This window comes from Paenibacillus sp. FSL H3-0302, from assembly GCF_037982245.1.
GTDB lineage: Bacteria > Bacillota > Bacilli > Paenibacillales > Paenibacillaceae > Paenibacillus_AQ > Paenibacillus_AQ odorifer.
The window spans coordinates 267,576-292,726 of the sequence record NZ_CP150284.1 but is presented as its reverse complement, the minus strand read 5'-3'; the positions used below and the strand labels follow the sequence as shown (position 1 = coordinate 292,726).

Genomic DNA, 25,151 nt, shown 5'->3' with positions numbered 1-25,151 from the left:
ATTGTAATAACTATTATTCACATGATGCTACAACGAGTAGAGCCAGCAATAAGTAAACTAAAGTAGTATATACAATCTTTTCATACGAGGGGTAAGCTTAAGATAGCTTATCATCCAGTTTTCCACAGGAAAGGAGCGAACCCATGAATCTAAGCCTTGTGATCCCGGTATACAATATAGAGCAGTATATAACCCCTATGTTTAATTCACTGCTTGACCAAAGCGATCCGCATTTCGAAGTCATCATCGTAGATGATGGTTCTACGGATAACACTTACAACGTTATAGAAAAGATTCTTTCGCGTAATCCCGCCCTTTTCTGTAAAGTCATTCGAACGGAGAATCATGGAGTAAGCGCGGCTAGAAATAGGGGTTTAGCTGAAGCCACAGGTAATTATGTTCTTTTTGTCGATGGAGATGATTATGTCTCCGCAGACTTGGTCTCAACCATTCATTCTTATACTCAAGATGAACAACCCGAGATTATTTGCTGGGGTTATAATCATGTCTCAGAAGGCAGAGAAACTCTATTAAGCTGTACCTCTGATTTCAGCGACGTGACGGGAAGTGAAGCACTGGCGCGGATTTTCGTGAACAAAAGCTTGCGAATATGGACAGGGAGTATCGCTTATAAGCGAGAATTCTTACTTCTCCACGGGTTAGGTTATACAGAACGCTGTGTGAATGGAGAGGATCAAGAGTTCATCTACAAAGCCTTGTCCAGAGCGGCCAGAGTCATCTCAATCCCGGATATACTATCCTTTTATTTACAGAGAAACTCCTCCATCTCCAACAGCTATAACGTGAATAAATTCGATGTAGTGGATGCTTTCAAAAGGGTGGATGAATATTTCAAAACCTATCCCTTTGCTGAACTAGACACGATCTCCCCTTTGTTAATGAACCGGGAGCTGATTGAGAACTACTTTTTCAACCTCAAAACCTGTCTAAATGGTACGGAAGGGGTAAGCATTCAGGAATTACTTCGTGACATCAACCATACCTATCCCAAGCTCAATCAAGAAATGGATGAACTCATAAGACGTTATAGAGGAGATAATCGCAGATTAACCCTTTATATCAGAACATTTTTAATCTCCCCGCTTCTATATCACAGATTCATCTCTGTGGAGAGAGGCTTATCCCGGTTCAAGCGAAACCTACTTAAAGGGAACGGAACCCGAAAGGAATCTAGAATATGAAAAAGATGCTGATATACGCCTATACCGAATTTAATCTGGGCGATGATCTATTCATTAAGGTGCTGTGCGAAAGATATCCGGATACCAAATTCAGAATTTGCGCACCACGCCTCTATAAACAATGTTTCAAAGAGCTCCCTAACCTCAAAGTGTATCCTTCCGATTCCCTTCTTCTAAGAGGCATTGGCTATATTTGCAGGAAGCTAAAGATACATAATGTGGCTCACAAATATCTGGCAGATCACTCAGATGGCGTCGTTCATATCGGCGGCTCAATTTTCATGGAAGCAGACCACTGGGCAGAGCATTTCAAGAATGCAGAAGTCATTCGTAATCAAAATAAGCCTTACTATCTGTTAGGATCTAATTTTGGCCCTTTTACAAATCAAGAATACTATGATGAGCACAAGCGGATTTTCAAGGATTATACAGATATATGTTTCAGAGAACAGTACTCTTATGATTTATTTAAGGATCTGGATAATGTCCGCTTAGCCCCAGATATTATTTTTCAGCTAGACCCGCCAGATATTCCAAACGAACCGGAGGATTACATCGTCTTATCCGTTATTAAACCTTCTGCGAAAGGTCTGAACGGTTTTGACAACCTCTATTATGAAAAAATGAAAGAACTCGCAATTTATTTCATTGAAAAAGGTTACGCGGTTCATTTCATGTCATTTTGCGAACACGAAGGCGATCAACTGGCGATTGAAGAGATTCAGCGCCTTATCGGTCCCTCCTACAAGGATGCTATTCAAGTGCATTTATATAAAACGAACATGGAAGAAGTGTTGTCCGTGTTAGCTAATGCCAGTTCTATTGTGGCTTCAAGATTCCATGCAATGATTCTGGGCTGGGTATTTAATAAACCGGTATTCCCTGTAGCCTACAGCAAAAAAATGGTCAATGTAATGGAAGATGTTGGATTCACAGGTCTGTATGCCGATTTCAACACGCTGGAACAGGTCCAGCCTGCACAGATTTTTGAAAGTATGATCACCTGCTCTATGGATGTCACACTGCAAGCAAAACAAGCCGAAAGACATTTCGAGCATCTAGATACGTATTTACCGCTTTACGAAAGGGGGATTCGTTATGAAAGCCAAGCGGAGCATTCTTAACTTATCCTTTGGACTGGGAAGTCAACTCATCACGATTATCCTCGGTTTTTTTATACCCAGACTGATAATGGTCAACTATGGCTCTGAGGCCAATGGGTTGATCGCTTCGATTGTGCAGATTATTAGTTATTTGGCGCTGCTGGAAGCAGGTGTTGGGGCGGCCTCGATCCAAGCACTTTACAAGCCGGTAGCTTCGGATAATAAAAACAATATCAACTCTATTCTGGCTGCCACCTCCAGCTATTATAAAAAAACAGGTATTTACTATTTCTTCGCCGTACTGCTACTCGCCATCGTGTACCCGCTAGTGATCTCATCTGAGATCGATAAATTATCGATTATGGTCATTATTTTGCTTACGGGGATGGGCGGAGCAATCAATTATTATTTTCAGGGGAAATTCAAGGTTCTGCTCGCTGCGGAGGGAAAAAGCTATGTAGAGACTTCCATTGTCACTGTGGCTAATATTATGAACAGCCTGATCCGGATTCTGTTATTACTGCAAGGTGTGGACATTATTGCGGTTCAAGCTTCCTATTTTATCTTAACTTTACTTCAAATCATCGCTTTCTATATTTATATGAATAAGAATTACAAGTGGATCAACCTGAATCTCAAACCAGACTATGAAGCCATTGGTCAAAAGAATTCCGTATTAGTCCATGAAATCTCCTATTTGGTGTTTAGAAATACTGACGTACTTATATTAACTATCTTTACGAATCTAAAAATCGTCAGTATCTATGTTATGTACAATATGATTTTTACGATCGTGGATAATATCGTCCAGACCATAAACGGAAGTGTGAAGGCTGCCCTCGGGCAAAGCTACCATGAGAGTAAAGAAGCATTTATTAAATTTTATGATGCTTACGAAGTGTATTTTATGGGGCTTATCTTCTCGATTTTAACGGTGGCTTACATTTTGATTTTACCCTTTATGAAATTGTATACCGCTGGGGTAAACGACGTAAATTACATTGATATGTGGCTGCCGGTCTTGTTCGTAGTCATCAAATTATTAACCAATGCCAGAACGTCTTCCAATAATGTGATTACCATCGCTGGACATTTCAAAAAAACACAAAACCGTTCCATTCTGGAATCCGCCATTAATCTGGTGGCTTCTGTTGTCTTCGTAATCTTCATGGGAATTTACGGTGTACTGATGGGAACGATAGTTGCCCTCCTATACCGCTCCATAGATATTGTGATCTATGCCAGCAAACATTTGCTGGACCGCAGTCCATGGGTCACTTTTAGAAGATGGCTTACGAATGCAGTAGTTTTTGTAGGCATTATTCTCATCACAACTGCCATCGACATCCCGATCCATTCCTATCTGGGGCTTATGATCTGGGGTGTACTTCTAGGACTAGTGATCTTGCCTGTATATTTTGTAATCGGCTCTTTAATGGAACGGGAAGTCTTCCTCTATACATGGGAACATCTCAAAAAGTATCGATACAAACTCAAAAATAAAATTAACGCTCAGCCTGAGGTAAGTGGTTTATCCAAATAACACAACAGGAGGACTGGAAATGGATCATAGCGAGGTTTTGCAGCAAGCCTGTTACGTCTTTCTAAACGACCTAAATGATGAAATAAACCATTCACCCACCATCCAAATAGAGGATACAGAACTATTGCAAAGATGCCGCCAGATCATAGATCAAGAACAAAATGTACAAATCAAACCTTATCTGGAAACCTTATCTGAGGTTATTCATGCCTTTCTGACTGGGAGGGCTTCAGAGGATACTTTGAAATTCTATCTGTCTGAACAATTCAACATTGTTGCCAGTGATATCGCAGGTTTAATTCAGGGGTTGGTTAAAATGGAAAGCCGCATTTCGGATACGGAAATTTCCTACCCAGCAGTCCAATCCTTATCCGATTCTCCCAAGATCAGTGTCATTATCACCACCTATAATAGAAAAGAATTCCTATATCAAGCGATCCAAAGTATCTTAATGCAGGACTATCCCAATAAAGAGATTACAGTGATTGATGATTGTTCTACAGATGGCACGAAAGAGTTAATGCAGCAACACTTTGGGGCGGAGCCACGGGTCATTTACATGCGCAATGCTACCAATAGCGGACCTGGAAATAATCGCCGAAAAGCTTTCGCTGCACATGGTGATGGGGAATATGTTCTTTTTCTCGATGATGATGATTATCTGATCGACATGAATTATTTCAGTAAAGCTGTCCGCTTCCATCTCCTTCATCCCGAAATATCATTTGTAGCTGCGAATGTGTTTCTGGAGTATTCCAAAGCCAAACAACTAAAAATCTCCAATCTGCAGCTTAGCAGCATTATTAAGAAACGCGATTATTTCATGAATTTCGAGAAAAAAGGATATCCAAAACCCGCCTCTACTTTAACTACTGTCTTTAAACGAGAGGCCTTAATGGCTATGGATATCCTAGATATGAATATGGTCAACGATGCTTCCATCTATTTGCGTTCCCTGCTGGTAGGTGATGCGGGCTTCATTGATGTGATTGCTGGCGTGTACAGAATACACGGGAACAATATCACCTTTAATCTGAGCCAAGGATTTTTAATTGAGAATCTGGAAGAAAAGAAACTCATTAAGAATATGGCCGTGCAGAAATATGGATATAACGCACAGGAAATGACGGAATGGTTCAACCACAATGCTTACGATACGATCTCATACTATTTATTAAATTCTGCAAAAGACGCTACAGACTTTAAATTCATGTACCATTGGGCGCTTAACCATTGCCCGCTGATCTACAATCAATTAAAAAATGAGTTTCGCATGAAGCTTATTAAAAAACAACTATTACGAATCTCCTTACTCCGCACGCTACTCGGCAGATGATTCGCTCATTAGCTTATCGAGCAGCAGAAAAAACTCTTTAAGCTTTTCTTTTGGGATGTCGGCATACTTGTCTCCAATGCTGATCTCACAATAAGAAGTATGTTCCCCGGTAGCTCTTATACCCGCGCTTAAACCGATTCCTGTCGCCTCATACACCGCTGACAGAATCGGTTCAATTTGTTCCTTAGACATTTGAAAATGCATGTGAAACATATTGGAGACAGGTTGAGCGGGCAGAGTGGTTACGTCGTGACATTGATTAACCCAAGCAGCAAGCTCCTTTGCACCTTCATAATACTGCTGCATGTTGCCTTCTCTTTGCTGGTAATAATAATCAGAAGAAATGATGTACGGATATAAGCTGATTAAGTCTCCACCATGCCGCCGTTTCCATATCTTTGATTGCTTCGTAAAATCTTCACTGCCTGCAAGAATTGCCCCAGCGATTCCTCCAATTCCTTTATAAAAGGATATATACACACTATCAAAGAGTGCAGAGATTTCAGCTGCTGACTTCCCGTAATACGGAAGGATCTCAAATAATCTCGCCCCATCCAAATGCAATTTAATGCCGCATGCACGGCAATGAGCAGAAATAGCTTCAAGCTCCGTGTATTCTGGCAGCTGACCACCAATCTCGCGCTGGGGTAATTCCAGCAACAGACAGGCGATATCCTCCTTTAGGTTCGCCACATCCTCCAAAGTGATTAATCGGTTCTTGTCCGCAAGCAAGATAGGCTCAATATGATGTAATTCCTTCAGGCCATCCTGCTCATGGATCTCCAAGTGACATAAGGGATGATAGGCTACTTTTTTCACCTCTTTTTCATCGCACCAAATTCTTAAAGCGATTTGCTGCGCCATCGTTCCGCTCGGAAAGAAAACCGCGGTTTCTTTGCCCAGGATATTCGCCATTTTCGTCTGGAAATCTTCAATCACTTCGCCCGTTCCATAAATATCAGATGCCGTACTGTTCTCTACGGCTGCCAAGGCTTCCTTCAACACTTGCACATCTCTATTCCCATTCCCTGCGATTCGATAGGCCGTTTCATTAAAAGCCTCTTGTACGGTTTTTTTTCCGTTCATTCGTTGGATAACCCCTTCCGGATTTGCCTTGTCCCTAATATAGACGAATTTCCAAAAATCCCATCTTAATTTTACCCGATCTAAGGTGAAAAAACATGAGCGCTGTGCTACAATATTGGAATTGCAACGGCAATCTTAGGGAGGGTTATTGAATCACATGCTCATTATTGGTATCGCCGGCGGCACCGGCTCGGGAAAAACAACCGTAGCCCGCTCCGTCATTGACCGTCTTGGAACGGGAAAGGTAACTTTCATATCTCAAGATAACTACTATAAGGATCACTCACATCTCAGCTTTGCTGAACGTGAATCCATTAATTACGATCATCCTTTCGCTTTCGATAACGAGCTGCTCATTGAGCATCTTAAATCTCTGCGCGAAGAACAGACCGCATTCGCTCCCGTGTATGACTTTACAGTCCATGCCCGCTCCACTACAGAGACGGTAGAACTGAAGCCAAACAATATTGTAATCATCGAGGGACTCCACGTCCTTTCTGACGAGAATCTCCGTGAAATGCTCGACATCAAGGTATTCGTGGATGCCGATCCTGATGTACGCATTCTCCGCCGGGTCCTTAGAGATATTGAAGAACGTGGACGGAGCATCCAGTCGATCCATCATCAATATTTGAGTACAGTTAAACCCATGCATGAAGCTTTTATCGAACCATCCAAAAAATACGCTGACCTGATCATCCCTGAAGGTGGCCATAATGAGGTTGGTATTCAGTTGTTGTCCATCCTAACGGAGAAGCATCTATATAACGATTGGACGTCTTAAAGTCTTAATTAAGCGCTTCTAGCTAGCTGCAGAGAATCTCTCTGCGGCTTTTTTGATATGCGTTGACCCATCCATGGTTCAGAATAATCCCACCTCATTCTGGTAATAGCTATATTTACAGCACCAGCGGAAGAGGGATAACAACTATGGGATTTCTGAACAGAACAATAACAAAAGTTTTTAAGAACCCTTCATTAGGGCACCCTAACCCCACTAAAGAATTACCCAAGGAACCCATTAAAGAAAAACTTCAAGATAATATTCAATATATAAAAACAACACTCGGCAATAGTACAGATCTCGTGATTAGAGAATTCTTTATTGGTTCCAAACACCAGATTAAAGCAGCTATTTTCTATACAGATGGATTGGCGGATAGTAAAGCTATTCAGGATTTCATTCTGGAATCACTAATCTTAGAACTTCCAGATCCAAGTCTTGATACACAAACAGCCAACTATCAATTATTAAAAGATCACATGCTCACTGTAGGGGATATTAAAGATGCGACGGAGTTCAATTCTTTATTCACCTCTCTATTATCCGGAGATGTGATCCTCTTACTTAATGGATATACCAAAGGGTTCACCATAGGCATGCGTGACTGGAAAGACCGTGGCGTAACGGAAAGTGCCACTGAAACGGTGATTCGTGGACCTAAGGAAGCCTTCACAGAAAGCTTACGCACGAATACCGCATTAATCCGGCGGAAAATAAAAGACCCCAATCTTTGGTTAGAAACACAGCAAATTGGACGTGTAACACAGACAGACGTAGCCCTCATGTATATCAATGGCATTGTTAGTGATGAGATTCTGCAAGAAGTACACTCACGTTTAGATCGGATCGACATTGACGGGATCCTGGAAAGTGGCTATATCGAAGAATTAATCGAGGATGAAACCTATACCCCATTTCCAACGATCCATCATACGGAACGCCCTGACGTTATAGCAGCTGCTCTTATGGAAGGAAAAGTAGCCATATTAGTAGATGGGACACCTATAGTAATGACGGTGCCTACCTTATTTGTTTCCTTCATGCAGACGGCGGAAGATTATTATCAACGTGCCGATGTTAGCACCTTAGTACGAATGCTTCGATACTTCAGTATTTTCATTTCACTACTTGCCCCATCTTTGTATGTAGCTATTACTACCTTTCATCAGGAGATGCTGCCCACAACCCTGCTGATCAGTCTAGCCGCACAACGGGAGGGCGTGCCGCTTCCAGCATTTATTGAAGCACTCTTAATGGAGCTTGCCTTTGAGATTATACGAGAAGCGAGTGTACGAATGCCTCAAACCATAGCCCAATCTGTATCCATTGTAGGCACCCTAGTGATTGGGACTGCGGCAGTTGATGCCGGCATTGTTTCTGCTGCCATGCTTATTGTCGTCGCTATTACTGCTATCTCCAGCTTTGTGCTGCCATCCTTCGATCTTGCCCTGACCATCAGAATGCTCCGTTTCCCAATGATGTTCCTTGCTGCATCCTTTGGATTGTTTGGGATCATTATCGGCGTTATTGCGATAGTTCTTCACATGTGCAGCTTACGTTCCTTTGGAATTCCTTATTTGAGTCCGTTTGCTCCCTATAATCTCGCCGATCAAAAGGACACCTTTTTCCGAATGCCGCATTGGGCTATGTTTACCCGCCCTAGACTTATCAATAAAAAAAATATCGTTCGGGAAAAGAGTTCACCACCGGAGAAACCCGGAGATCTCACGGAGGAATAATTCATGAAACGAAGATCGCTTCTGATTTGTGTTCTTATTCTCATGCAAATATTTGTAACAGGTTGCTGGAGCCGCCGAGAATTAAATGATCTTGCGATTGCTGTAGGAATAGGTATCGATAAAATCGGAGATCAATATCAAGTTTCTGCGCAAGTGGTCTTACCCAGTCAAATCGCTGGCTCAAAGGGGGGCTCTCCTCAGGCACCAGTCAACCTTTATAAAGCGACGGGAAATACCGTATATGAAGCCCTTAGAAAAATCACAACCGTTAGTCCACGTAAAATTTATATCTCTCATTTACGAATCCTAGTCCTTGGCGAGGATTTGGCTAAAGAGGGAATCAGCGATGTTCTTGATTTCATGTCAAGAGACAACGATACGCGAAATGATTATTTTATAGTGGTAGCAAAGGATGCGAGGGCAGAAGATGCGTTGAAAATATTAACCAGTCTTGAAAAGATTCCTGCCGTGCGATTGTTTTCCAGTCTGGAAACCTCTGAGAAAAATTGGGCACCTACATCTACTGTGACATTAGGAACCCTAATTACAGAACTTGTGAGTAAAGGTAAAAATCCAGTCTTAACAGGTGTTGTCATCGATGGAAGTGTAGATGAAGGAGAAACTCCGAAGAATGTTGAAACGGTAGACTCTCCAACGGAATTGAAATACTCCGGATTGGCCATATTCAAGGAGGACAAATTGATTGGTTGGCTAAATCCAGAGGAATCAAAAGTGTATAACTATTTAACCAATAAAGTAAGGAGCACTGTTTTCTATATCCAATGTCCCGAAGGTAAAAAGGTTTCACTTGATGTATTTGAAGCCCGTTCCAAAATGAAAGGCAGCATCCATAGTGGCAAACCAGAAATCACTATTGAGCAGCATTTAGAATCAGATTTAGGAGAGGTACAATGCAGAAATCTTGATCTAAGGGACCCAAAGACCATCACTCAATTAGAACAAATCGCCAATAAAAAAGTAATAAATCTATTCGAAGCTACAATTAAAAAGGTACAAACTGAATACAAAAGTGATATTTTTGGATTCGGCGAAATCATCCATCGTTCTAACCCGCAGGCGTGGAAGAAACTGCGAAACAATTGGGATGAGACCTTTGTTAACCTTCCAGTAAGCGTAAAGATGGATATTAAGATTCGCCTGTTAGGGAAAGTGACTAACTCTTTCCTAGAAGAGGCGAAGTGATGAATTGGAGTGAACAAAACCATGTTGGAAAAGGGAAAAATAAGTACTCGCCAGCTAACCTTACTGGTTATGCTCCTTACTATTGGGGATTCCATCCTTATAATCCCTTCTTCATCCACACACTACGCCACACAAAACGCCTGGATTTCAGCTTTAATTGGAATGGCATTAGGTTTGCTGGCCAACTATATGTACAGCAAGTTCGCAAAGTTATATCCCAAATTAACGCTTATTGAGGCAATTCAAAAGGTCTTCGGAAAATGGCTTGGGACTATTCTATCGCTTATGACTTTATTGTTTTTTCTTATAGTTATCGCTGGAAGTATGAGGGAGATCAGTGATTTTGTGATTTCAGAAATGTTGCCTGGAACTCCTATCCCGGCCATCCTGCTCTTATTTATACTTATCGTAATTATGGCAACGCGGCTCGGTATTGAGGTTATCGGACGAGCGGGAGAGATCTTCACTCCAATGGTCGTTATCCTATTTCTGATCCTGACGGTCGCAATTGTTCCTCAGATGGAAATTATCAGAATATTCCCCATCCTGGAAGATGGAATAAAGCCAGTACTGAGAGGGACTATTCCCATTACGGCCTACACTTTTTTAGAACCAGTCGTCTTTCTAATGATACTTCCTTATGTAGATAAACAACAAAAGATAACAAGGAGTTTTTTACAAGGCACCCTCCTAGGGGGGACTGTAATTTTCATAACGCTCATCGTCTCCATACTGGTCTTAGGTCCGGATCTGACGGCCAGAGATATATATCCCAGCTATAACATCGCAAGGCGCATATCTGTTGGTGGAATCTTTGAGCGGGTGGAAGCCATGATAGCTCTACAGTGGATGTTAACTTTCTTTATAAAAGTAACTTTGTATTTCTATGCTTTTATTCTGGGGTTGTCCCAATTATTAAAATTGAAGGAGTATCGAGTGTTATCCTTACCGACAGGGTTGATTTTGGTCGCACTAGCACCTCTTATAGCCCCAAATTACACTTATTACGGCGAAATTTTTGATAATTATTGGGTGTATTATGTTATAACCTTTGGGTTATTTCTACCCCTGGTTTTGTTAAGCGTAGTAATGTTCAGAAGAGCACTGAGCAAAGACTTAATATCTCGAAACTAGATGGTTTGGGAGGTTGTGAATATTGGGTATAGTAGTGATTCTCATAGTTGTAGCCGTTATAGCAGCCATTGAAGTTCCCCTGATGTGGAGGAAAAAATTAATCAAGGAGATGTGGGTTTTCTCATTTCTTCTGTTGCTGGGAACTTTCTTCAGTCTTATTAATGCGTTACATATTTCGGTCTCTAACCCATTGGGATGGATGATATTTATCTATAAACCCGTCTCCGATATGGTAAATGCCTGGTTATCCTAAAATGGGACTGAACCATTCCCTTGAGATGGCTTAGTCCCCATGATTAAACGACATTGCCAAATCAGCAAGCGCCCTAAAGTTTGTTGCTAGCCGTTCACGCGCCAGCCAGTAATAGACTTCCTGGCCTCTCTTTTTATGGTCAACAATGCGGGCATCCCGTAGGATTTTGAGATGATGTGAAATCGCTGGCCTGCTTATTTCGAATTCACCTGCAATTTCCCCAACATTCAGCCGACCTTTATTCCCTAATAACGTAACAATCCGAATCCGAGTAGGATCACCAAATGCGGTGATAAACCGTGTGATGCTGTTGATATCGTTAGGTTTAATCTCTTGCGGTTCTATCTCCCCACCCCGATTCGTAAATAAACTTAAACATACTCACTTGTTGAAACTACAATAAAGACCTTGTAGATTCTCTAACTATTAATTCAGCCGGGAAAATCTGATGCGCATGCTTAACCTTCTTATTGATGAGATCAAAAAGAATCTTAATCGTCGCTTCCGCAATCTCCACTACCGGCTGTTTGATGGTAGTAATAGAAGGATTATAATAGAAGGAAATATCCAATCCGTCATAACCAGCCACAGAGTAATCTTCCGGGACTTGCTTGCCCGCTTCAAATATTGCCTTACAGGCGCCGATAGCCATACTATCTGATAAGGTAAAAATAGCGGTGAACTCTTCACCTAACTCTAGCAATTCTTTTGTAACCGCATACCCATTTTCCATACTGTAACTGTCGATATCCTCTTTCATCCGCCGCACTAGCCGCTCATTATAAGCGATTCCATGATCAGCTAAAGCCCTTTTATAACCTTCATATCTTAACTTACCGATACTTACATCTTCTTCTGGTGCAGTAATGACTGCGATTTTCTCATGCCCCAGATTACATAAATAGTCCACAATCTTATAGCTCTCATTAAAGTCATCGACAGATACAGAAGAATAGTCGCTCAAATCAAACTCTTCCGTCATTCCGATCGTACTAAGGACAAATGGAACCGTTAATTGCTGTAATTTCTCTTGAGAGTGTGAGAATAGCCCTCCTAAAAAGACAATTCCCTTTAGCCTTTTTTCTTTCTCCAGCTCAATCGCCACTTCGATCTCATCTTGATTCTCATCAACTCGCTGTAGGATGAAGGAGTATTTCTTGCGTTGAATCTCTTTTTCGAACACTTTGATCATCGGGCTAAAAAATGGATTGGATATCCCTTTAATCAATACTGCAATCGTTTTCGAATCAGAACGTTTTAAATTTCTTGCACTGTTGTTCGGGACATAATGATTTTCTTTGATAACCCTCATAACCATCGCTTTTGTTTCTTCATTAATATCCGGATGATTGTTAATAGCCCTTGATACAGTAGTCACGCCAACACCGCATAATTTGGCGATGTCTATAATAGTCAGTCTCTCCATTTCTATCTATCCTTTACTTGTTAGTATCTATCAAACTCCTTAATCCTTATTCAACTTCATAGTCAAAATAAGAAAGCAGGGGATTCCTGATGGTCACCCACCAAGAAAAACACCCTACTCGCTTCTTACATGAATATTAATTTATTTAACGAGGTAGATCAAGCTTAACCCTTAACCGCACCTGCAACGACACCTTCGATGATGTACTTTTGACAAGTCAGGTAGAAAATGATGATTGGCACAATAGCTAAGACCAGCATCGCCATCATAGCTCCCATGTCAATCGATCCGTATCCACCTTTTAGGTACTGGATCGCAATAGGAATCGTTTTATACTCTGTACCAATCAGCAGGTCTGGCAATAGGAAGTCGTTCCATACCCACATTACATTAAGGATAGCTACAGTTACAGCAATAGGTTTCAGGATGGGCAATACCACTTTAAAGAAGGCCTGAGGTGGATTACAGCCATCAATCATTACCGCTTCTTCAACCTCAAGCGGGATAGACTTCACAAATCCGCTAAACATAAACACAGATAGCCCTGATCCAAACCCTAAATAGATTAAGATAATCCCAATCGGATTGTCGAGATGCAGCACGTTTGCAGTCTTAGTCATTGTGAACATAACCATTTGGAAAGGCACGATCATCGAGAATACAAACGCATAATACATCATGCCTGTGAATTTGGACTTCACCCGGGTAATGTACCATGCAGTCATGGAAGTAAATAACACGATCACAGCCACCGAGCATACCGTAATAAACAAGGACATTCCGAAGGCACTGAAGAAATCAATCTTTGCTACACCACTAGTATAGTTCTTTAAACCAACAAACGTAGTCTCATTAGGGAATAAGAACGGCGTATCACTAATGTAGAACTTACCCTTGAAGGAGTTCATCAGAACAATAAAAATAGGAGATAAGAACGCAATGGCCAAGACCAACAAAATGGTGAATATAGAGTAATCTTTTGCTCTAGTCTTTTGCATTAGTTCTCAACCTCCTTTCTTCTAGTAATGACAAGTTGTATTAAGGCGATTAAGGCTACTAAAGCAAAGAATACGACGGCTTTCGCTTGACCGACACCTTCCCATCCTGATTTTCCGTAGAATGTATTGTAGATGTCCAGTGCTAACATGGAGGTCTGCTTAGAAGGAGCACCAGCGGTCAACGCTAAGTTCTGGTCAAACAATTTAAATGAATTGGATAAGGTTAAGAATAAACAAATAGTAATGGACGGCATTACGAGTGGAATAGTCACATTACGCAAAATCTTAGAACGTGAAGCTCCATCAATTCTTGCGGCTTCTACTATATCTTTAGGAACATTCTGAATACCTGCAACATAGATAATCATCATGTACCCTATCAATTGCCAATTCATAAGAACGATTAGTCCCCAAAATCCATACGTTGCATCAGAGGTCAAAGTGACACCAAATTTGTACAAAATCCCATTAAAAATCAACTGCCAGATGTATCCTAATACGATACCGCCTATCAAGTTAGGCATAAAGAAGATCGTTCTAAATACGTTGGTTCCTTTTAGCTTTCTAGTTAATAACATCGCCAAGATGAAGGCGAACACATTAATAGTAAGAACAGATAAAACTGTGAATTTAACGGTGAAACCTAATGCATTTAGAAACTCTTGATTCGAAAAAGCTTTAGCGTAATTGCCAAACCCTATCCATGTTGCATCATTGACTGTAGTAAACTCTGTAAAAGACAAATATATACCCAAAAGAAAAGGGATCACAAAGGCAATTCCAAAGGCTATTATGGTCGGTAATGCAAAAAGAGCAAAATATTTTTTTATCGATTTTTCCATGGAGTCTTCTCCTATCTCAGTATGGAAAATGATGAAACAGATGTAGCAAGATCCACTCCAATTGTTGCTTAGTGCCACTGAATCCCGAGGGAGCCCAGTGGCACTAAGCTTTTATCTGTATGACAACTGAGAGTTATTCAAGCATCTTTCCATGCATTTATTATTTTGCTTTTTCAGCCTTCCAAGTGTCCTTGAAGATGGTTACAACTTCATCCCAAGTTTTGTTTCCTTGAGCGTATTGCAAGAGCGCATCACCAAAGACGTTTTTGAATTCTTCACTTGGGAATGCTGCGAATGTCCAAGCTACAGAAGTAAGATCTTTTTCCATCCAAGCAGATACTTCTTTAGCAAGTGGATCTGCTGGTTTTTCGCTGTCTTCAAAGGTATTGAATGGTGCGATGAAACCTAGATCGTTAGTTACATAAGCTTTACCTTTTTCACTGGAGAACAACCATTCCAGGAAAGCGATAGAAGCTTGTTGGTTCTCAGCAGATACTTTGCTGTTGATTGCGAAATAGTTTTCTGTACCTACAGCCAAACCTTGTTTTTCTTCGCCTTCCATACCTGTGTAGATAGGCAAGAATTTGATTTCTTCAGCTTTAACTACGTTACCGTCAACATCGTTGATTTGTGACCAAGCCCAGTTACCATTTTGAACCATAGCTGCGTTACCAAGTGCAAATTCAGCCATGGAGTCAGCTACGGATTTACTACCCAGCAAGGATTCTTTAGTTACAGAGTTCTTGATGTACAGATCGAAGATGTTTTTAAATTTATCGTTGTATTTGAATTCAACTTCTTTAGAAGCTAGACCCGCAAGAACGGTGTTGTCAAACTCAGTATTGTCTTTGAATTCATAGTACAGCGGCAAGTTTGCAAGGTGAGTCTGCCATCTCCATTGCTCACCAGCAGCGAGGGAAGTGGAGGCGAATACACCTTTAATGCCCAGTTGGTCTTTTTTAGCCGTCATATCTTCTACTACTGCTTTCAAAGTGTCGAAGTTATTGATCTCAGTTGTGGAGGAGATCGATACCGCTTTATCAGCCAAAGCGAAGTATTTCTTCATAATTGCGTCGTTGTAGATGATGCCGTATCCTTCAACTACGTAAGGGATACCATACACGCCTTCACCTTCAGTTACAGCCAAGCTTTTGTCGGACAGATAGCTGTAAAGCTTAGTATCTTTCAAATCCAAGGTGTAATCTTTCCAGGATTGAAAACCAACAGGTCCGTTAATTTGGAAAATAGTTGGCGCTTCAGACTTGGAGATTTCGGATTTCAATTTAGTTTCGTAAGTACCCGCAGCAGCCGTTACGACTTTTACCCTAACTCCTGTTTCTGCTTCGTAATCCTTAGCGATCTTTTCATATATTTCTGCAATCTCAGGTTTGAAGTTCAAGAAATAAACTGACCCTTTTTTACCAGATGTAGCGTTTCCATCATTGGATGCAGAATTATTTTCTTTATTCCCACATCCTGCCGCTAAGACAACAACCATAGACATTACTAACATGAGCCCTAAATATTTTTTGATATTCTTCATTCTTCTTCCCCCTCGTACTTTTTATTAGATTACTTCGCATGAAGACGTTCCGATGCTGTTAGTGAAAATTATGTCAGCGTTTTCATTTGCTTAAGTAATCCCCAGCCTACTTTTTGGTATCCTTCTCGGTATCCTTATCGGTAACGTTTTCAATTGAAATATTAGCACACCATTTTGAACTTTTCAATAGCCAATCTTTTAGAATCATTTTATGGAAAAACTGCCCACGGCAAACCTTGCAAGCGTTATAATAGATTCATCCTTATTCATGAATGGTGAATGCTTAGGACATACTAATGGTTAACGACCCATTAAATAACTATGAATAGGTGATTGCATATTTTATCTCTGATCGAACAGTATGAGCTACAATTCTCCAATAATAATTATTTTGGCGATATCGGGGTAGATCCCTCTTACTCCATTGTAGAAGGCTCCCTTCCTGTACTTGTCTCAGCTCCACATGCCATTAATCATTTTCGAGAACATGCTGTTAAACCAGCTGACATGTATACAGGCTCCCTTGCCCTCTTGTTACAAAAGCTCACCAATTGCTACTGTATTTATTCGAATAGCTTTTCCAAAGAAGACCCAAATTACATCTTAGGTGGAGAATATAAGGCGGCGCTACGAGCGCTTGTCAAAGAACATCGCATTCAGTTTGTGATCGATCTGCACGGAGCTTCCAAACTTCGAGAGTTTGATATTGACCTAGGGACACTGTACGGAACCTCTATACGAGAGAATAATTTAAATGACGTCATAGACATCTTTAACAATAATGGTATTACCAATGTTCGACAAAATCATACATTTTCTGCATCCCATCCTGGAACGATTACTTCATATTGCGCTAAGGAATTGTTAGTTCAAAGTATTCAAATTGAAATTAATCGAAATTATCGTAACCCGAATGCGTTTGATTTATTCCAAAAAACCATTCATTCCCTTGAACAAATCATTAAACTATTGGGCGGTGTCTGACATTATTATCGAGCAAACCTTTACTATTCTAGACAAACAAAGCCTTCAACCTCGTGAAGAAATCACAATGAACTCCGAAGAGTTAAAGGAATTAGGTTTAGTGCAGCATATCTTCGTTGATCTTACAGCAGAGAATGGTGTCAAAGTCAGCTGTTTAATTTTATCGGCAGATGAGGTGCCAAGAGGTACAATCCAATTATCCAAGCGGGCAAAGGACAAGCTCGGGGACTGCCTGACTACAGGATTAACAATAACGAAGCCAGAATACGACACAGTTCTTCGGGGAATTCCTAAAGTGGACGAGATTGCCAAACCCTATGTAAAAGCCTGTCCAGCACTCGTCCGTAAATATACGAATCAAGTAGAACTTATCAATCCCAAAAATGGCTTCCGGGTAAACCTAACTTTACGAGAAGATAGCACAGCCAAACCGAATACCCTTTACTTCAACAGATACATTATGTTATTGCTTGAAACCCATTCCGAGGGGCATGACCCATTAATCATTACTCGCGCTAGGACGCGTTCTCAACCCAAACCAGGCATACATAAACTTATAAATCAACTGATCCAACGGCCCTTAAGTGCATTAGGGAACTTTTTTATTGGCAAAAGAGAGCTCACCCTCAGAGTGGGTCATCCTTACCCTTTTGATGAGCACCAGAATTTATGCAGAATTCATCCGAATGTTAGAAAACTGCTAGGCATGGAAGAAACAGACCAGATCGTGATCTCCTATAATTCCAAACAAATCACCATCCCCATCTTAGACATCGATACGGAGCATATTGCCCAGTCAGTCAAGCTTCATGCGGATAATGAGCAGCTTAAATTTATCGACGGCCACTTATTTATCGGGATCACCGCCTTATCGCGTAACGAGTTAGAAATCCCAAGCATCGGCACATCAGTTACCGTAAAAAGAAGTATGTACTCCTTATTCCTAAAGCACTTAAACAAACTGGTCTTACCTGTTATCGCTTTGTTGTTCACCATAGTACAGCTATATAAAGATTTGAACTGGAGCATCGCTCTGACCGTCATCATTTCTCTTGTGTTACTTCCGATTATCATCTACACAACACTATCTGAGGAACGCGCCAAAATTAATTAAATGGAGGGATTTCCGTGGAATTCACTTCACAATCCCAAGTAGAAGATATGATCTACAGCTCTTACCTAAGGGCCATTAACAACATTACAGAAACTTTGGATGAAGAAGTTAGAAAACCGGAGTTAACCAGAGCATTACTGGATGCAGTCGGAAGTCCGGATCGCAATCAAAAATACATACTGGTCACAGGCAGTAAAGGTAAGGGCTCCACCTCTAGATTTATTTCCTCTCTGTTAAGTCACTTGGGATATAAAGTGGGGTTATTCACCTCCCCTCACCTGGTAGATTTCAACGAAAGAATCCGGATCAATGGGCAGGCAATAGCCACAGAAGATTTTGTACGATTAGGTAATGTAATTCGCGGGGGCTTCTACGAGATCGAAGAGCAGCTTGCTGCTGATGAATATCAAGGTCCGGTTGGGGTTGCTTTGGCTATTGCGGCTTTGTACTTTAAGGAGAAGGGTACAGATATCAATGTGATTGAATGCGGTAGAGGAGGAAGGTTTGATGACACCAATGTCCTGAGCAATGACTGGGCTGTCATTACCCCGATTATGGAAGAGCATGTAGCCCATTTGGGACCTGATCTGAACAGCATTACACTGCACAAGCTGGGGATTGTCAAAAACAACACAACAAACGTCTATGTTAGCAAACAGAAATCCGACGTTCTTGCGATCATGAAGGACAACCTCTCCTCCAACCCTGTGCAATATTATGAAGAACAGTTTTTAGCTGAATCTATCACAACCACTTCTGTCGGAACTACTTTTGATGTCCGGACGAAGCCAGCCGTTTATCCAGCCTTGACCCTTCCGCTATTGGGACAGTTTCAAGCGGTCAATGCTGCCAGCGCAGTCGCACTTTGTGAAGAGATTACAGGGGGACCCCTTGATCAGGAGATCGTACATCACTGTTTTGAACAATTACAATGGCCGGGACGTTGTGAAGTTATCTGTCATGATCCACTGACGATTATTGACGGAGCTATTCATAGAGATTCTGCAAGCTATCTGGCTGAACTTATTCAATTAGTGAATCCTGAGCGCAGCCGTACCGTCACATCCATCATCGGTGTCCCTAAGGATAAAGATTACACAGGGGTCATCGAAGTCATGAGTACAGTCTCGGATCAACTAATCGTAACCAAACCCGATATAAGCCATCTAATTTTCCCAACGGATGCCCTGCTTATCGCTAAAAGTTTTCTCGAAAAAAGTACCGAATTCCCTTATTTAGAGGATGCTCTTACGTATGTTAAAGAACAATCACCTTCGGAGATTATTGTAATCGTGGGTACGCAAACTCTAATCGGAAATGCCAAAAGATTATTCGGGCAATCGCTGCTGAATATCGGCTTATAACTGATTCATACGCTGAAGAATAACTTCCCTGTAAAGGTCTGAGAGGCCAGGTACTTCACTTGGATTTTGCTTACAATATTCATCTAACATCACCTTATGGTTGACCTCAATCACCATCAAGCCTTGATTTGTCTCTAAGATATCTACTGAGCAGAAATCAAGGCCCAGCGCTTTAGAGGTCCAGGAGGCAAGCTCCGCCAGCGCCTCTTGTTTGGCCTGATCTTTCACCTCAATCGTAACAGCTCCGTTAATCAAATTATGCTTCCACGAACGAACTCTTTTTTTGCCAAGGAATACACGCGCCTGATGATTAAAAGTTACAATTCTATACTCAATCTCCGCTTCATAATAAGGACCTATTGCCCCATTAAGCTGTAAAGAAAATAATAAATCCAGCTTTTCATGCAGATCGGCTATCTCATTGATTTTGTACACATGATTTCCCTGCGCCCCGTTATCCTGCTTCATAACTACCTCCCCATTGTACGCTTGGAAATAACGCTCAGCCAATGGATAAGGATTCAAATTGCTAAATTTGGAGTCTGGATGCGGCAAATAAATATGTTCTACGGCTGGGATATTCGCCTTATGCAAAACATCATAAGTTAGAGATTTACTCATGGCAATGATCGTAGAAGCACTGTTGTTTAGTCCGATCTCAGCGTCTACCATCACAAATGATTTCACTCCATCTGTCGCTCTATATACGAAATTCGGTGTAATTTCCTCAAAGCTAATCCCTGAGGCTGTAACAGAATGCTGGATCATTTTTAAGTAAGGTCTAGTCGTCATTCAGTTTCCTCATTTCTAACAAAATATGACCAAACCTAATCATAGCATGAGGAATATTAATAAAAAATAATAAAATTGCGTTATAATAGTTAACACAATAAACTCCCGAATCTTATTTCAGGTCCCTTTTTCACAAAAATGACAGACTGTATGTTATGTTTAATGACTGATAGCGCTTTTATAGTTAAAATAAGTGTTGATTATTTAGAGATCATCCTCTATGATAAGCTTATTAAAGCGAAACAAAAAGTTAAAGCGATTAAACTTTAATCTCTATTTACCTAGTATTATTGCTAATTAATAGTGTTAGTATGATTAAAAGTTAAAGCGCTTATACTTTAAAACGAGAGGTTGGTGTGTCATGATCAATCGCGAGAACAGGCGGCAGACGTTCTACATGTATCTGTTCATTTCTCCTTGGATTATCGGCTTCCTAGTATTCGCCCTTTATCCTATCTTATCATCGCTTTACTTCAGCTTTACTGATTATGACATCATACACCCACCTAAATTTATCGGGCTCGCTAACTACACCGAGATGTTTCACAATGACCTGTTCTGGAAATCGGTGGTTGTCACGCTGAGATATACCTTCATCGGTGTACCTATCCAGCTTGCGCTCGGTCTTGGCTTTGCACTATTGCTCCACCAGACCATTCCTCTGCGCGGCTTTTTCAGAACAGCAATGTATTTTCCAAGCATGGTATCCGGCGTGGCCATGTCCCTGCTGTGGTACTGGATCTTCAACCCGCAGATCGGGCTCTTCAATTACATCCTTTCCTGGTTCGGCATTCATGGACCGGCTTGGCTGATGAACCCAGACACTGCACTATATGCCTTGATCATCATGACTTTCTGGACAGCAGGCTCAGGAATGATTTTATTCCTCGCAGGTCTGCAAGGCGTACCGGCTAGCTTGATCGAAGCCGCTAACCTTGACGGTGCCGGGCGCTTCAGAATCTTCCTGAACATTACCTTACCGATGATCTCTCCCGTGCTGCTCTTCCAACTGATTATGGGACTAATTGATTCCTTCCAAGTCTTTACCCAAGCTTTTGTCATGACTCAAGGGGGGCCGAATTACTCTACCTGGTTCTATGTCTATAATCTCTACACCAGCGCTTTCAAAGAATATCGTGCCGGTTATTCCTCAGCCTTGGCATGGGTGCTCCTTATCGTAGTTATGCTCTGCACCGCACTAATTATGAAATTGTCTAACCGTTATGTTCACTATGAAGGAGGCGGACGCAAATGAGTACAGTCAGAGCGCTAAGCCCCCGGACTAAAGGAACCAAACGCCGCCGGAAAGCGGAGCCTGTTAAGATTTTCAGCTTTATTACTCTAGTAGTTACAACATTTCTGATGCTGCTTCCTTTGTTCTTCATGGTCTCCACTTCACTTAAGTCCAAACGCGAGATGCTGAAGTTCCCACCCACCTTTCTTCCGGAGAGCTGGCAGTGGAGCAATTACACAGAAATATTTGATACCCTGCAGTTCGGTACACTTTATAAAAACAGTCTGATTATCGCCGGCTTTAGTGTTGTGGGAACCTTGATTTCTTCGGCGCTGGTTGCCTATGGATTCGCCAGATTCAGAGGTACAGGTAATCAGGTGTGGTTCATCCTGCTGCTGAGCACCATGATGTTACCCTATCCGGCCATTATGATTCCGCAATTTGTACTCTTTTCGCAAATGAACTGGATAGATACCTTTTTACCCCTGATCGTGCCTGCTTTCTTCGGCTCAGCCTATAATATTTTTCTGCTGCGCCAATTCTTCTCCACATTGCCTGAAGAGCTGTTTGATGCCGGACGCATTGATGGCTGTGGTGAAATACGGATGTGGGCTACCATAGCAATCCCACTCTCCAAACCTGCACTTGCGACCGTAGCTATCTTTGCTTTTATCTACAACTGGAATGATCTGCTTACGCCAGTGCTTTACTTAAGCTCATCAGATAAGTTCACGCTACCCGTCGGGATGGCTTCTCTTACCTCATCGAGGTTCCGCATTCCACCTTGGCATCTGCTAATGGTTGCTTCGGTTCTAGCTATGGTCCCAATCGTTACGCTGTTTGCTGTAGCCCAGAAACAGTTCGTCGAAGGGATTGTACTTACAGGGATTAAGTAATAATCCGCCATCCGGCGGCCAAATATACTTGAAATCATGGAGGGTTTAGCTAATGAACAAGAACAGGAAAAGTATTGCGCTTTTACTTGCAGCTACCATGCTCGTTGTTCTAGCCTTATCAGGCTGTAGCGGCGGCAAATCGGCGGGTAACGCCCTATCTGGAGGAAACGGTGACTCTACTAATTCTGGAGGTAAAGCAGAAACGGTAACGATTACCCATTACACAATAGATTCAGAAGACCGCACATTTGTCGAAAAATTAATCCCTGATTTCGAGAAGCTGCATCCGAATATTAAAGTGAAAGTGGAAAAAGCGCCTTATGAGCAGTTCGACAGCAAGCTGCAAACGCTAATTGCCGGCGGCAAATCGCCCGACGTGACAAGTCACTGGGGGTATGGAGGTTTCGCAGAATACTACAATAAGGGTATGTTGTTCGATATGACCGACCTTATGAAAGAGGATGGTTTCAAGGCAGAGGATTATAGTATCCCAGAGAATCTAATGGGTATCTACAAGGTTAAAGATCACACTTACGGCATCCCGGTCAATATGTATGTCACCTTAATGCTCTATAACAAAGACATGTTTGATGCTGCCAAACTGACTTATCCAACAAGCGATTATGAAGATAAGAGCTGGACGTTTGAAAAAATGGTCGATGAAGCTAAACAAATGACGCTTGTATCCGATGATATCGCCAAAACTCAATATGGCGTAGACTTCACTTGGTCCGAACGCGATATGCGGCCGTTATATTTTGGAGCGGAGCCTTACTCAGAAGATACATGGACTAATGGCGGCGTGCCTTCCGAGACTTATTTTGACTCCCCTGAAGTGATCGCTGCCTACAACAAGCTTTTTGATCTTGTCTTTAAGGATAAAGTCTCTCCTTCTTCCGAATGGAGCAAAAGTGTAGCTGGACAGAACGGCGATCCCTTTGTTGCTGGTAAAATCGGCATGTCTATCGGAGGCTCATGGAACCTTGCAGGTGCAAATGACTTCCCCTTCAAAATTGGCGTAGCCGCTGTACCATGGGGAGGAAACGAAAAGGTACGCAGCACCCTTTATGTCGATCCGCTGCTGATCTTGAAGGACTCCAAACATCCGAAGGAAGCTTTTGAATGGATCAAATACCTGATCACAAGCGAAGTGCAAGAGAAATCCATTGAGCTTAGTGGCGGTAACCCACCAGTCAACACCGAAGCTGCAGAAGCTTACTATAAACATTTTGAAGGTATCGATCCACAGGATATCAAAAATGTCTACGAGGGTGCTGTTAACTACGGCTTCGAATCCTATAACCACTTAATCACCAACTACTCGCAAATTAATGACATGTTCATTAATGAATTGCAGCCAGTAGAAACTGGACATAAGACGGTTGAAGAGGTGATGGCGACGATTCAGAAGAAGGTTACAGAGATCATTCAGCGATAACTGTTTGGCAGGTATACCGCCCCCTTTAGGGACGGTATACCTGCGTGAAATCATACGTTTAGCGGACAGTCTGCCAACCCTGTATACTGAAAGTAGAAAACAGGATCGGAAAATCTGCCGTGAGGAGAATTAAAGATGAAAGTTAGTATTTTTGATGTAGCCAAAAAATCCGGATTATCCGTTGTAACCGTATCCCGGGTGTTAAATGGGGCCGAATCGGTACGCGAGAATAATCGCCAAAAGGTGCTGGAGGCAATTAAAGAGCTGGATTACCGCCCTAATGCTGCGGCACGCAGTCTGGCAAGCGGTAAGACGGGAATTATCGGCATTATTGTCACTACCCTGCAAGATTCCTTTTTTGACGCAGTGGTCAAAGAGCTGAATGAAATATTAGCGATGCATGGTTATTTTTTAGCCATATCCATCTCAACAGGCATCGAATCGGATGATAGCCATTATTTAATTCAGGAGGATCGTGTAGACGGTTTAATTCTGCTCTCTCCGATGGAAGAGGACAATTATATTGTGGAGTTAAAACGGCGGGGTATTCCTTATGTGCTGATAGATAATCAGAAGCCCGAAAATGATACCTACTCCATCACGATCGACAACTTCAAGGGGGGATACGCAGCTACGCGTCATCTGCTGGAGCTGGGACACACTTCAATCGCCCATCTCTGCGGTCAGGAAATGTTCCGGAGTACGCGGGAGCGGCGCAGTGGATTTCTACAGGCGCTTCAGGAACAAGGACTGGCCCCCTTTGAGATCGTGCCTGGTGATTTCGATATTGGGATGGGATACGATACCTGCAAACGTTGGCTGAAGGAAGGAAAGCTGCCCACCGCCGTCTTCGCCGGGGATGACAATATCGCGCTTGGAGTCATCAATGCCCTGATGGAAGCGGGCATTCAGGTACCCGAAGAGGTGGCAGTGGTCGGCTATGACGATCATTATATTGCTTCACAGCTTCATCCACATCTGACAACAATACGTCAGCCTGCAGACAAAATCGGGCTGGCAGCCGCGGATATGCTGCTCAAACGCATCTCCGGAAAGATGAAACGTGGAGCCGGGATGCGGATTGATCCTGAACTTATCGTACGTGAATCTACCGGAGCTGAGTAGATTAAATTTATA

The 25,151-nt window shown here is 42.0% G+C and carries 22 protein-coding genes; 16 read left to right on the top strand and 6 right to left on the bottom strand.

Going from position 1 to position 25,151, the window contains the following annotated elements:
* Positions 1-143: 143 nt before the first annotated feature.
* Genes MHH50_RS01340 through MHH50_RS01325 form a run of 4 tightly spaced genes read left to right on the top strand, consistent with a single transcriptional unit; the run spans position 144 to position 5,184 of the window.
* A complete protein-coding gene (locus MHH50_RS01340) occupies positions 144-1,202 on the top strand; it encodes a glycosyltransferase family A protein (RefSeq protein WP_076126983.1) in 1,059 nt (352 codons plus the stop codon).
* Positions 1,199-2,326 (top strand): polysaccharide pyruvyl transferase family protein, encoded by a 1,128-nt coding sequence (locus tag MHH50_RS01335; RefSeq protein WP_076126981.1) that lies wholly within the window; start codon positions 1,199-1,201, stop codon positions 2,324-2,326. The genes MHH50_RS01340 and MHH50_RS01335 overlap by 4 nt, the downstream gene beginning before the upstream one ends.
* Positions 2,301-3,848 carry a sugar isomerase gene (locus MHH50_RS01330; RefSeq protein WP_076126979.1) on the top strand — a complete coding sequence of 516 codons (1,548 nt, stop codon included), beginning with the start codon at positions 2,301-2,303 and terminating at the stop codon, positions 3,846-3,848. The genes MHH50_RS01335 and MHH50_RS01330 overlap by 26 nt, the downstream gene beginning before the upstream one ends.
* A gap of 19 nt (positions 3,849-3,867) precedes the next feature.
* Positions 3,868-5,184: a glycosyltransferase family A protein gene (locus MHH50_RS01325; protein WP_076126977.1), complete on the top strand. Its 1,317-nt coding sequence runs from the start codon at positions 3,868-3,870 to the stop codon at positions 5,182-5,184.
* Here MHH50_RS01325 and MHH50_RS01320 read toward each other — a convergent pair.
* A complete protein-coding gene (locus MHH50_RS01320) occupies positions 5,170-6,270 on the bottom strand; it encodes a beta-eliminating lyase-related protein (RefSeq protein ID WP_312150752.1) in 1,101 nt (366 codons plus the stop codon). The two genes, MHH50_RS01325 and MHH50_RS01320, sit on opposite strands and share 15 nt — an antisense overlap.
* Positions 6,271-6,427: 157 nt before the next feature.
* Between MHH50_RS01320 and udk the strand changes: the two genes are divergently transcribed.
* The 5 genes from udk (at position 6,428) to MHH50_RS01295 (ending at position 11,383) form a co-directional block, all read left to right on the top strand.
* Positions 6,428-7,054, top strand: a complete 627-nt coding sequence (gene udk / locus MHH50_RS01315) for a uridine kinase (RefSeq protein ID WP_036687251.1) — start codon at positions 6,428-6,430, stop codon at positions 7,052-7,054.
* Positions 7,055-7,200: 146 nt separating this feature from the next.
* Positions 7,201-8,793, top strand: coding sequence for a spore germination protein (locus tag MHH50_RS01310; RefSeq protein ID WP_076126974.1), 1,593 nt, complete (start codon positions 7,201-7,203; stop codon positions 8,791-8,793).
* A 3-nt stretch (positions 8,794-8,796) separates the two neighbouring features.
* Positions 8,797-9,996, top strand: a complete 1,200-nt coding sequence (locus MHH50_RS01305; RefSeq protein ID WP_076126972.1) for a Ger(x)C family spore germination protein — start codon at positions 8,797-8,799, stop codon at positions 9,994-9,996.
* Between the two features lie 21 nt (positions 9,997-10,017).
* Entirely contained in the window at positions 10,018-11,130 is a 1,113-nt protein-coding gene (locus MHH50_RS01300; protein WP_076219030.1) for an endospore germination permease, read from the top strand.
* 22 nt (positions 11,131-11,152) lie between these two features.
* Entirely contained in the window at positions 11,153-11,383 is a 231-nt protein-coding gene (locus MHH50_RS01295; protein WP_254847760.1) for a hypothetical protein, read from the top strand.
* A 394-nt stretch (positions 11,384-11,777) separates the two neighbouring features.
* Here the strand turns inward: MHH50_RS01295 and MHH50_RS01290 are convergent, their stop codons facing one another.
* The 4 genes from MHH50_RS01290 to MHH50_RS01275 all read right to left on the bottom strand — a co-directional run bounded on the left by MHH50_RS01290 (position 11,778) and on the right by MHH50_RS01275 (position 16,192).
* On the bottom strand, positions 11,778-12,809 hold the full coding sequence (locus MHH50_RS01290) for a LacI family DNA-binding transcriptional regulator (RefSeq protein WP_076126967.1): 1,032 nt from the start codon (positions 12,807-12,809) through the stop codon (positions 11,778-11,780).
* Positions 12,810-12,973: 164 nt separating this feature from the next.
* Positions 12,974-13,807 (bottom strand): carbohydrate ABC transporter permease, encoded by an 834-nt coding sequence (locus MHH50_RS01285; protein WP_036687243.1) that lies wholly within the window; start codon positions 13,805-13,807, stop codon positions 12,974-12,976.
* Positions 13,807-14,649, bottom strand: a complete 843-nt coding sequence (locus MHH50_RS01280; protein WP_036687240.1) for a sugar ABC transporter permease — start codon at positions 14,647-14,649, stop codon at positions 13,807-13,809. Before MHH50_RS01280 ends, MHH50_RS01285 begins: the two co-directional genes overlap by 1 nt.
* Positions 14,650-14,809: 160 nt before the next feature.
* Positions 14,810-16,192 (bottom strand): ABC transporter substrate-binding protein, encoded by a 1,383-nt coding sequence (locus MHH50_RS01275; protein ID WP_340033866.1) that lies wholly within the window; start codon positions 16,190-16,192, stop codon positions 14,810-14,812.
* Between the two features lie 333 nt (positions 16,193-16,525).
* Here MHH50_RS01275 and MHH50_RS01270 point away from each other — a divergent pair, with 333 nt between their 5' ends.
* From MHH50_RS01270 to MHH50_RS01260, 3 genes are read left to right on the top strand one after another with little or no spacing between them, the layout of a single operon-like run.
* On the top strand, positions 16,526-17,176 hold the full coding sequence (locus tag MHH50_RS01270; RefSeq protein WP_340033865.1) for an N-formylglutamate amidohydrolase: 651 nt from the start codon (positions 16,526-16,528) through the stop codon (positions 17,174-17,176).
* Positions 17,142-18,290: a hypothetical protein gene (locus MHH50_RS01265; protein WP_139330175.1), complete on the top strand. Its 1,149-nt coding sequence runs from the start codon at positions 17,142-17,144 to the stop codon at positions 18,288-18,290. The genes MHH50_RS01270 and MHH50_RS01265 overlap by 35 nt, the downstream gene beginning before the upstream one ends.
* Before the next feature lie 14 nt (positions 18,291-18,304).
* Positions 18,305-19,654 carry a Mur ligase family protein gene (locus MHH50_RS01260; RefSeq protein ID WP_340033864.1) on the top strand — a complete coding sequence of 450 codons (1,350 nt, stop codon included), beginning with the start codon at positions 18,305-18,307 and terminating at the stop codon, positions 19,652-19,654.
* Here the strand turns inward: MHH50_RS01260 and MHH50_RS01255 are convergent.
* Positions 19,649-20,446 carry a hypothetical protein gene (locus tag MHH50_RS01255; RefSeq protein ID WP_340033863.1) on the bottom strand — a complete coding sequence of 266 codons (798 nt, stop codon included), beginning with the start codon at positions 20,444-20,446 and terminating at the stop codon, positions 19,649-19,651. The genes MHH50_RS01260 and MHH50_RS01255 overlap by 6 nt on opposite strands.
* A gap of 361 nt (positions 20,447-20,807) precedes the next feature.
* On the opposite strand from MHH50_RS01255, the gene MHH50_RS01250 reads away from it, so the two are divergent.
* The 4 genes from MHH50_RS01250 to MHH50_RS01235 all read left to right on the top strand — a co-directional run bounded on the left by MHH50_RS01250 (position 20,808) and on the right by MHH50_RS01235 (position 25,139).
* On the top strand, positions 20,808-21,701 hold the full coding sequence (locus MHH50_RS01250) for a sugar ABC transporter permease (protein ID WP_036687229.1): 894 nt from the start codon (positions 20,808-20,810) through the stop codon (positions 21,699-21,701).
* Positions 21,698-22,576: a carbohydrate ABC transporter permease gene (locus tag MHH50_RS01245; RefSeq protein WP_038568194.1), complete on the top strand. Its 879-nt coding sequence runs from the start codon at positions 21,698-21,700 to the stop codon at positions 22,574-22,576. Before MHH50_RS01250 ends, MHH50_RS01245 begins: the two co-directional genes overlap by 4 nt.
* A 52-nt stretch (positions 22,577-22,628) precedes the next feature.
* Positions 22,629-24,014, top strand: coding sequence for a sugar ABC transporter substrate-binding protein (locus MHH50_RS01240; protein WP_038568191.1), 1,386 nt, complete (start codon positions 22,629-22,631; stop codon positions 24,012-24,014).
* 135 nt (positions 24,015-24,149) lie between these two features.
* Positions 24,150-25,139: a LacI family DNA-binding transcriptional regulator gene (locus MHH50_RS01235; protein WP_036687224.1), complete on the top strand. Its 990-nt coding sequence runs from the start codon at positions 24,150-24,152 to the stop codon at positions 25,137-25,139.
* Positions 25,140-25,151: the final 12 nt, after the last annotated feature.

Coding starts and splice junctions, on each gene's coding strand:
- MHH50_RS01340 (WP_076126983.1), top strand. CDS start 144: ATGAATCTAAGCCTTGTGATCCCGGTATACAATATAGAGCAGTATATA.
- MHH50_RS01335 (WP_076126981.1), top strand. CDS start 1,199: ATGAAAAAGATGCTGATATACGCCTATACCGAATTTAATCTGGGCGAT.
- MHH50_RS01330 (WP_076126979.1), top strand. CDS start 2,301: ATGAAAGCCAAGCGGAGCATTCTTAACTTATCCTTTGGACTGGGAAGT.
- MHH50_RS01325 (WP_076126977.1), top strand. CDS start 3,868: ATGGATCATAGCGAGGTTTTGCAGCAAGCCTGTTACGTCTTTCTAAAC.
- MHH50_RS01320 (WP_312150752.1), bottom strand. CDS start 6,270: ATGAACGGAAAAAAAACCGTACAAGAGGCTTTTAATGAAACGGCCTAT.
- udk (WP_036687251.1), top strand. CDS start 6,428: ATGCTCATTATTGGTATCGCCGGCGGCACCGGCTCGGGAAAAACAACC.
- MHH50_RS01310 (WP_076126974.1), top strand. CDS start 7,201: ATGGGATTTCTGAACAGAACAATAACAAAAGTTTTTAAGAACCCTTCA.
- MHH50_RS01305 (WP_076126972.1), top strand. CDS start 8,797: ATGAAACGAAGATCGCTTCTGATTTGTGTTCTTATTCTCATGCAAATA.
- MHH50_RS01300 (WP_076219030.1), top strand. CDS start 10,018: ATGTTGGAAAAGGGAAAAATAAGTACTCGCCAGCTAACCTTACTGGTT.
- MHH50_RS01290 (WP_076126967.1), bottom strand. CDS start 12,809: ATGGAGAGACTGACTATTATAGACATCGCCAAATTATGCGGTGTTGGC.
- MHH50_RS01285 (WP_036687243.1), bottom strand. CDS start 13,807: ATGCAAAAGACTAGAGCAAAAGATTACTCTATATTCACCATTTTGTTG.
- MHH50_RS01280 (WP_036687240.1), bottom strand. CDS start 14,649: ATGGAAAAATCGATAAAAAAATATTTTGCTCTTTTTGCATTACCGACC.
- MHH50_RS01275 (WP_340033866.1), bottom strand. CDS start 16,192: ATGAAGAATATCAAAAAATATTTAGGGCTCATGTTAGTAATGTCTATG.
- MHH50_RS01255 (WP_340033863.1), bottom strand. CDS start 20,446: ATGACGACTAGACCTTACTTAAAAATGATCCAGCATTCTGTTACAGCC.
- MHH50_RS01250 (WP_036687229.1), top strand. CDS start 20,808: ATGATCAATCGCGAGAACAGGCGGCAGACGTTCTACATGTATCTGTTC.
- MHH50_RS01245 (WP_038568194.1), top strand. CDS start 21,698: ATGAGTACAGTCAGAGCGCTAAGCCCCCGGACTAAAGGAACCAAACGC.
- MHH50_RS01240 (WP_038568191.1), top strand. CDS start 22,629: ATGAACAAGAACAGGAAAAGTATTGCGCTTTTACTTGCAGCTACCATG.
- MHH50_RS01235 (WP_036687224.1), top strand. CDS start 24,150: ATGAAAGTTAGTATTTTTGATGTAGCCAAAAAATCCGGATTATCCGTT.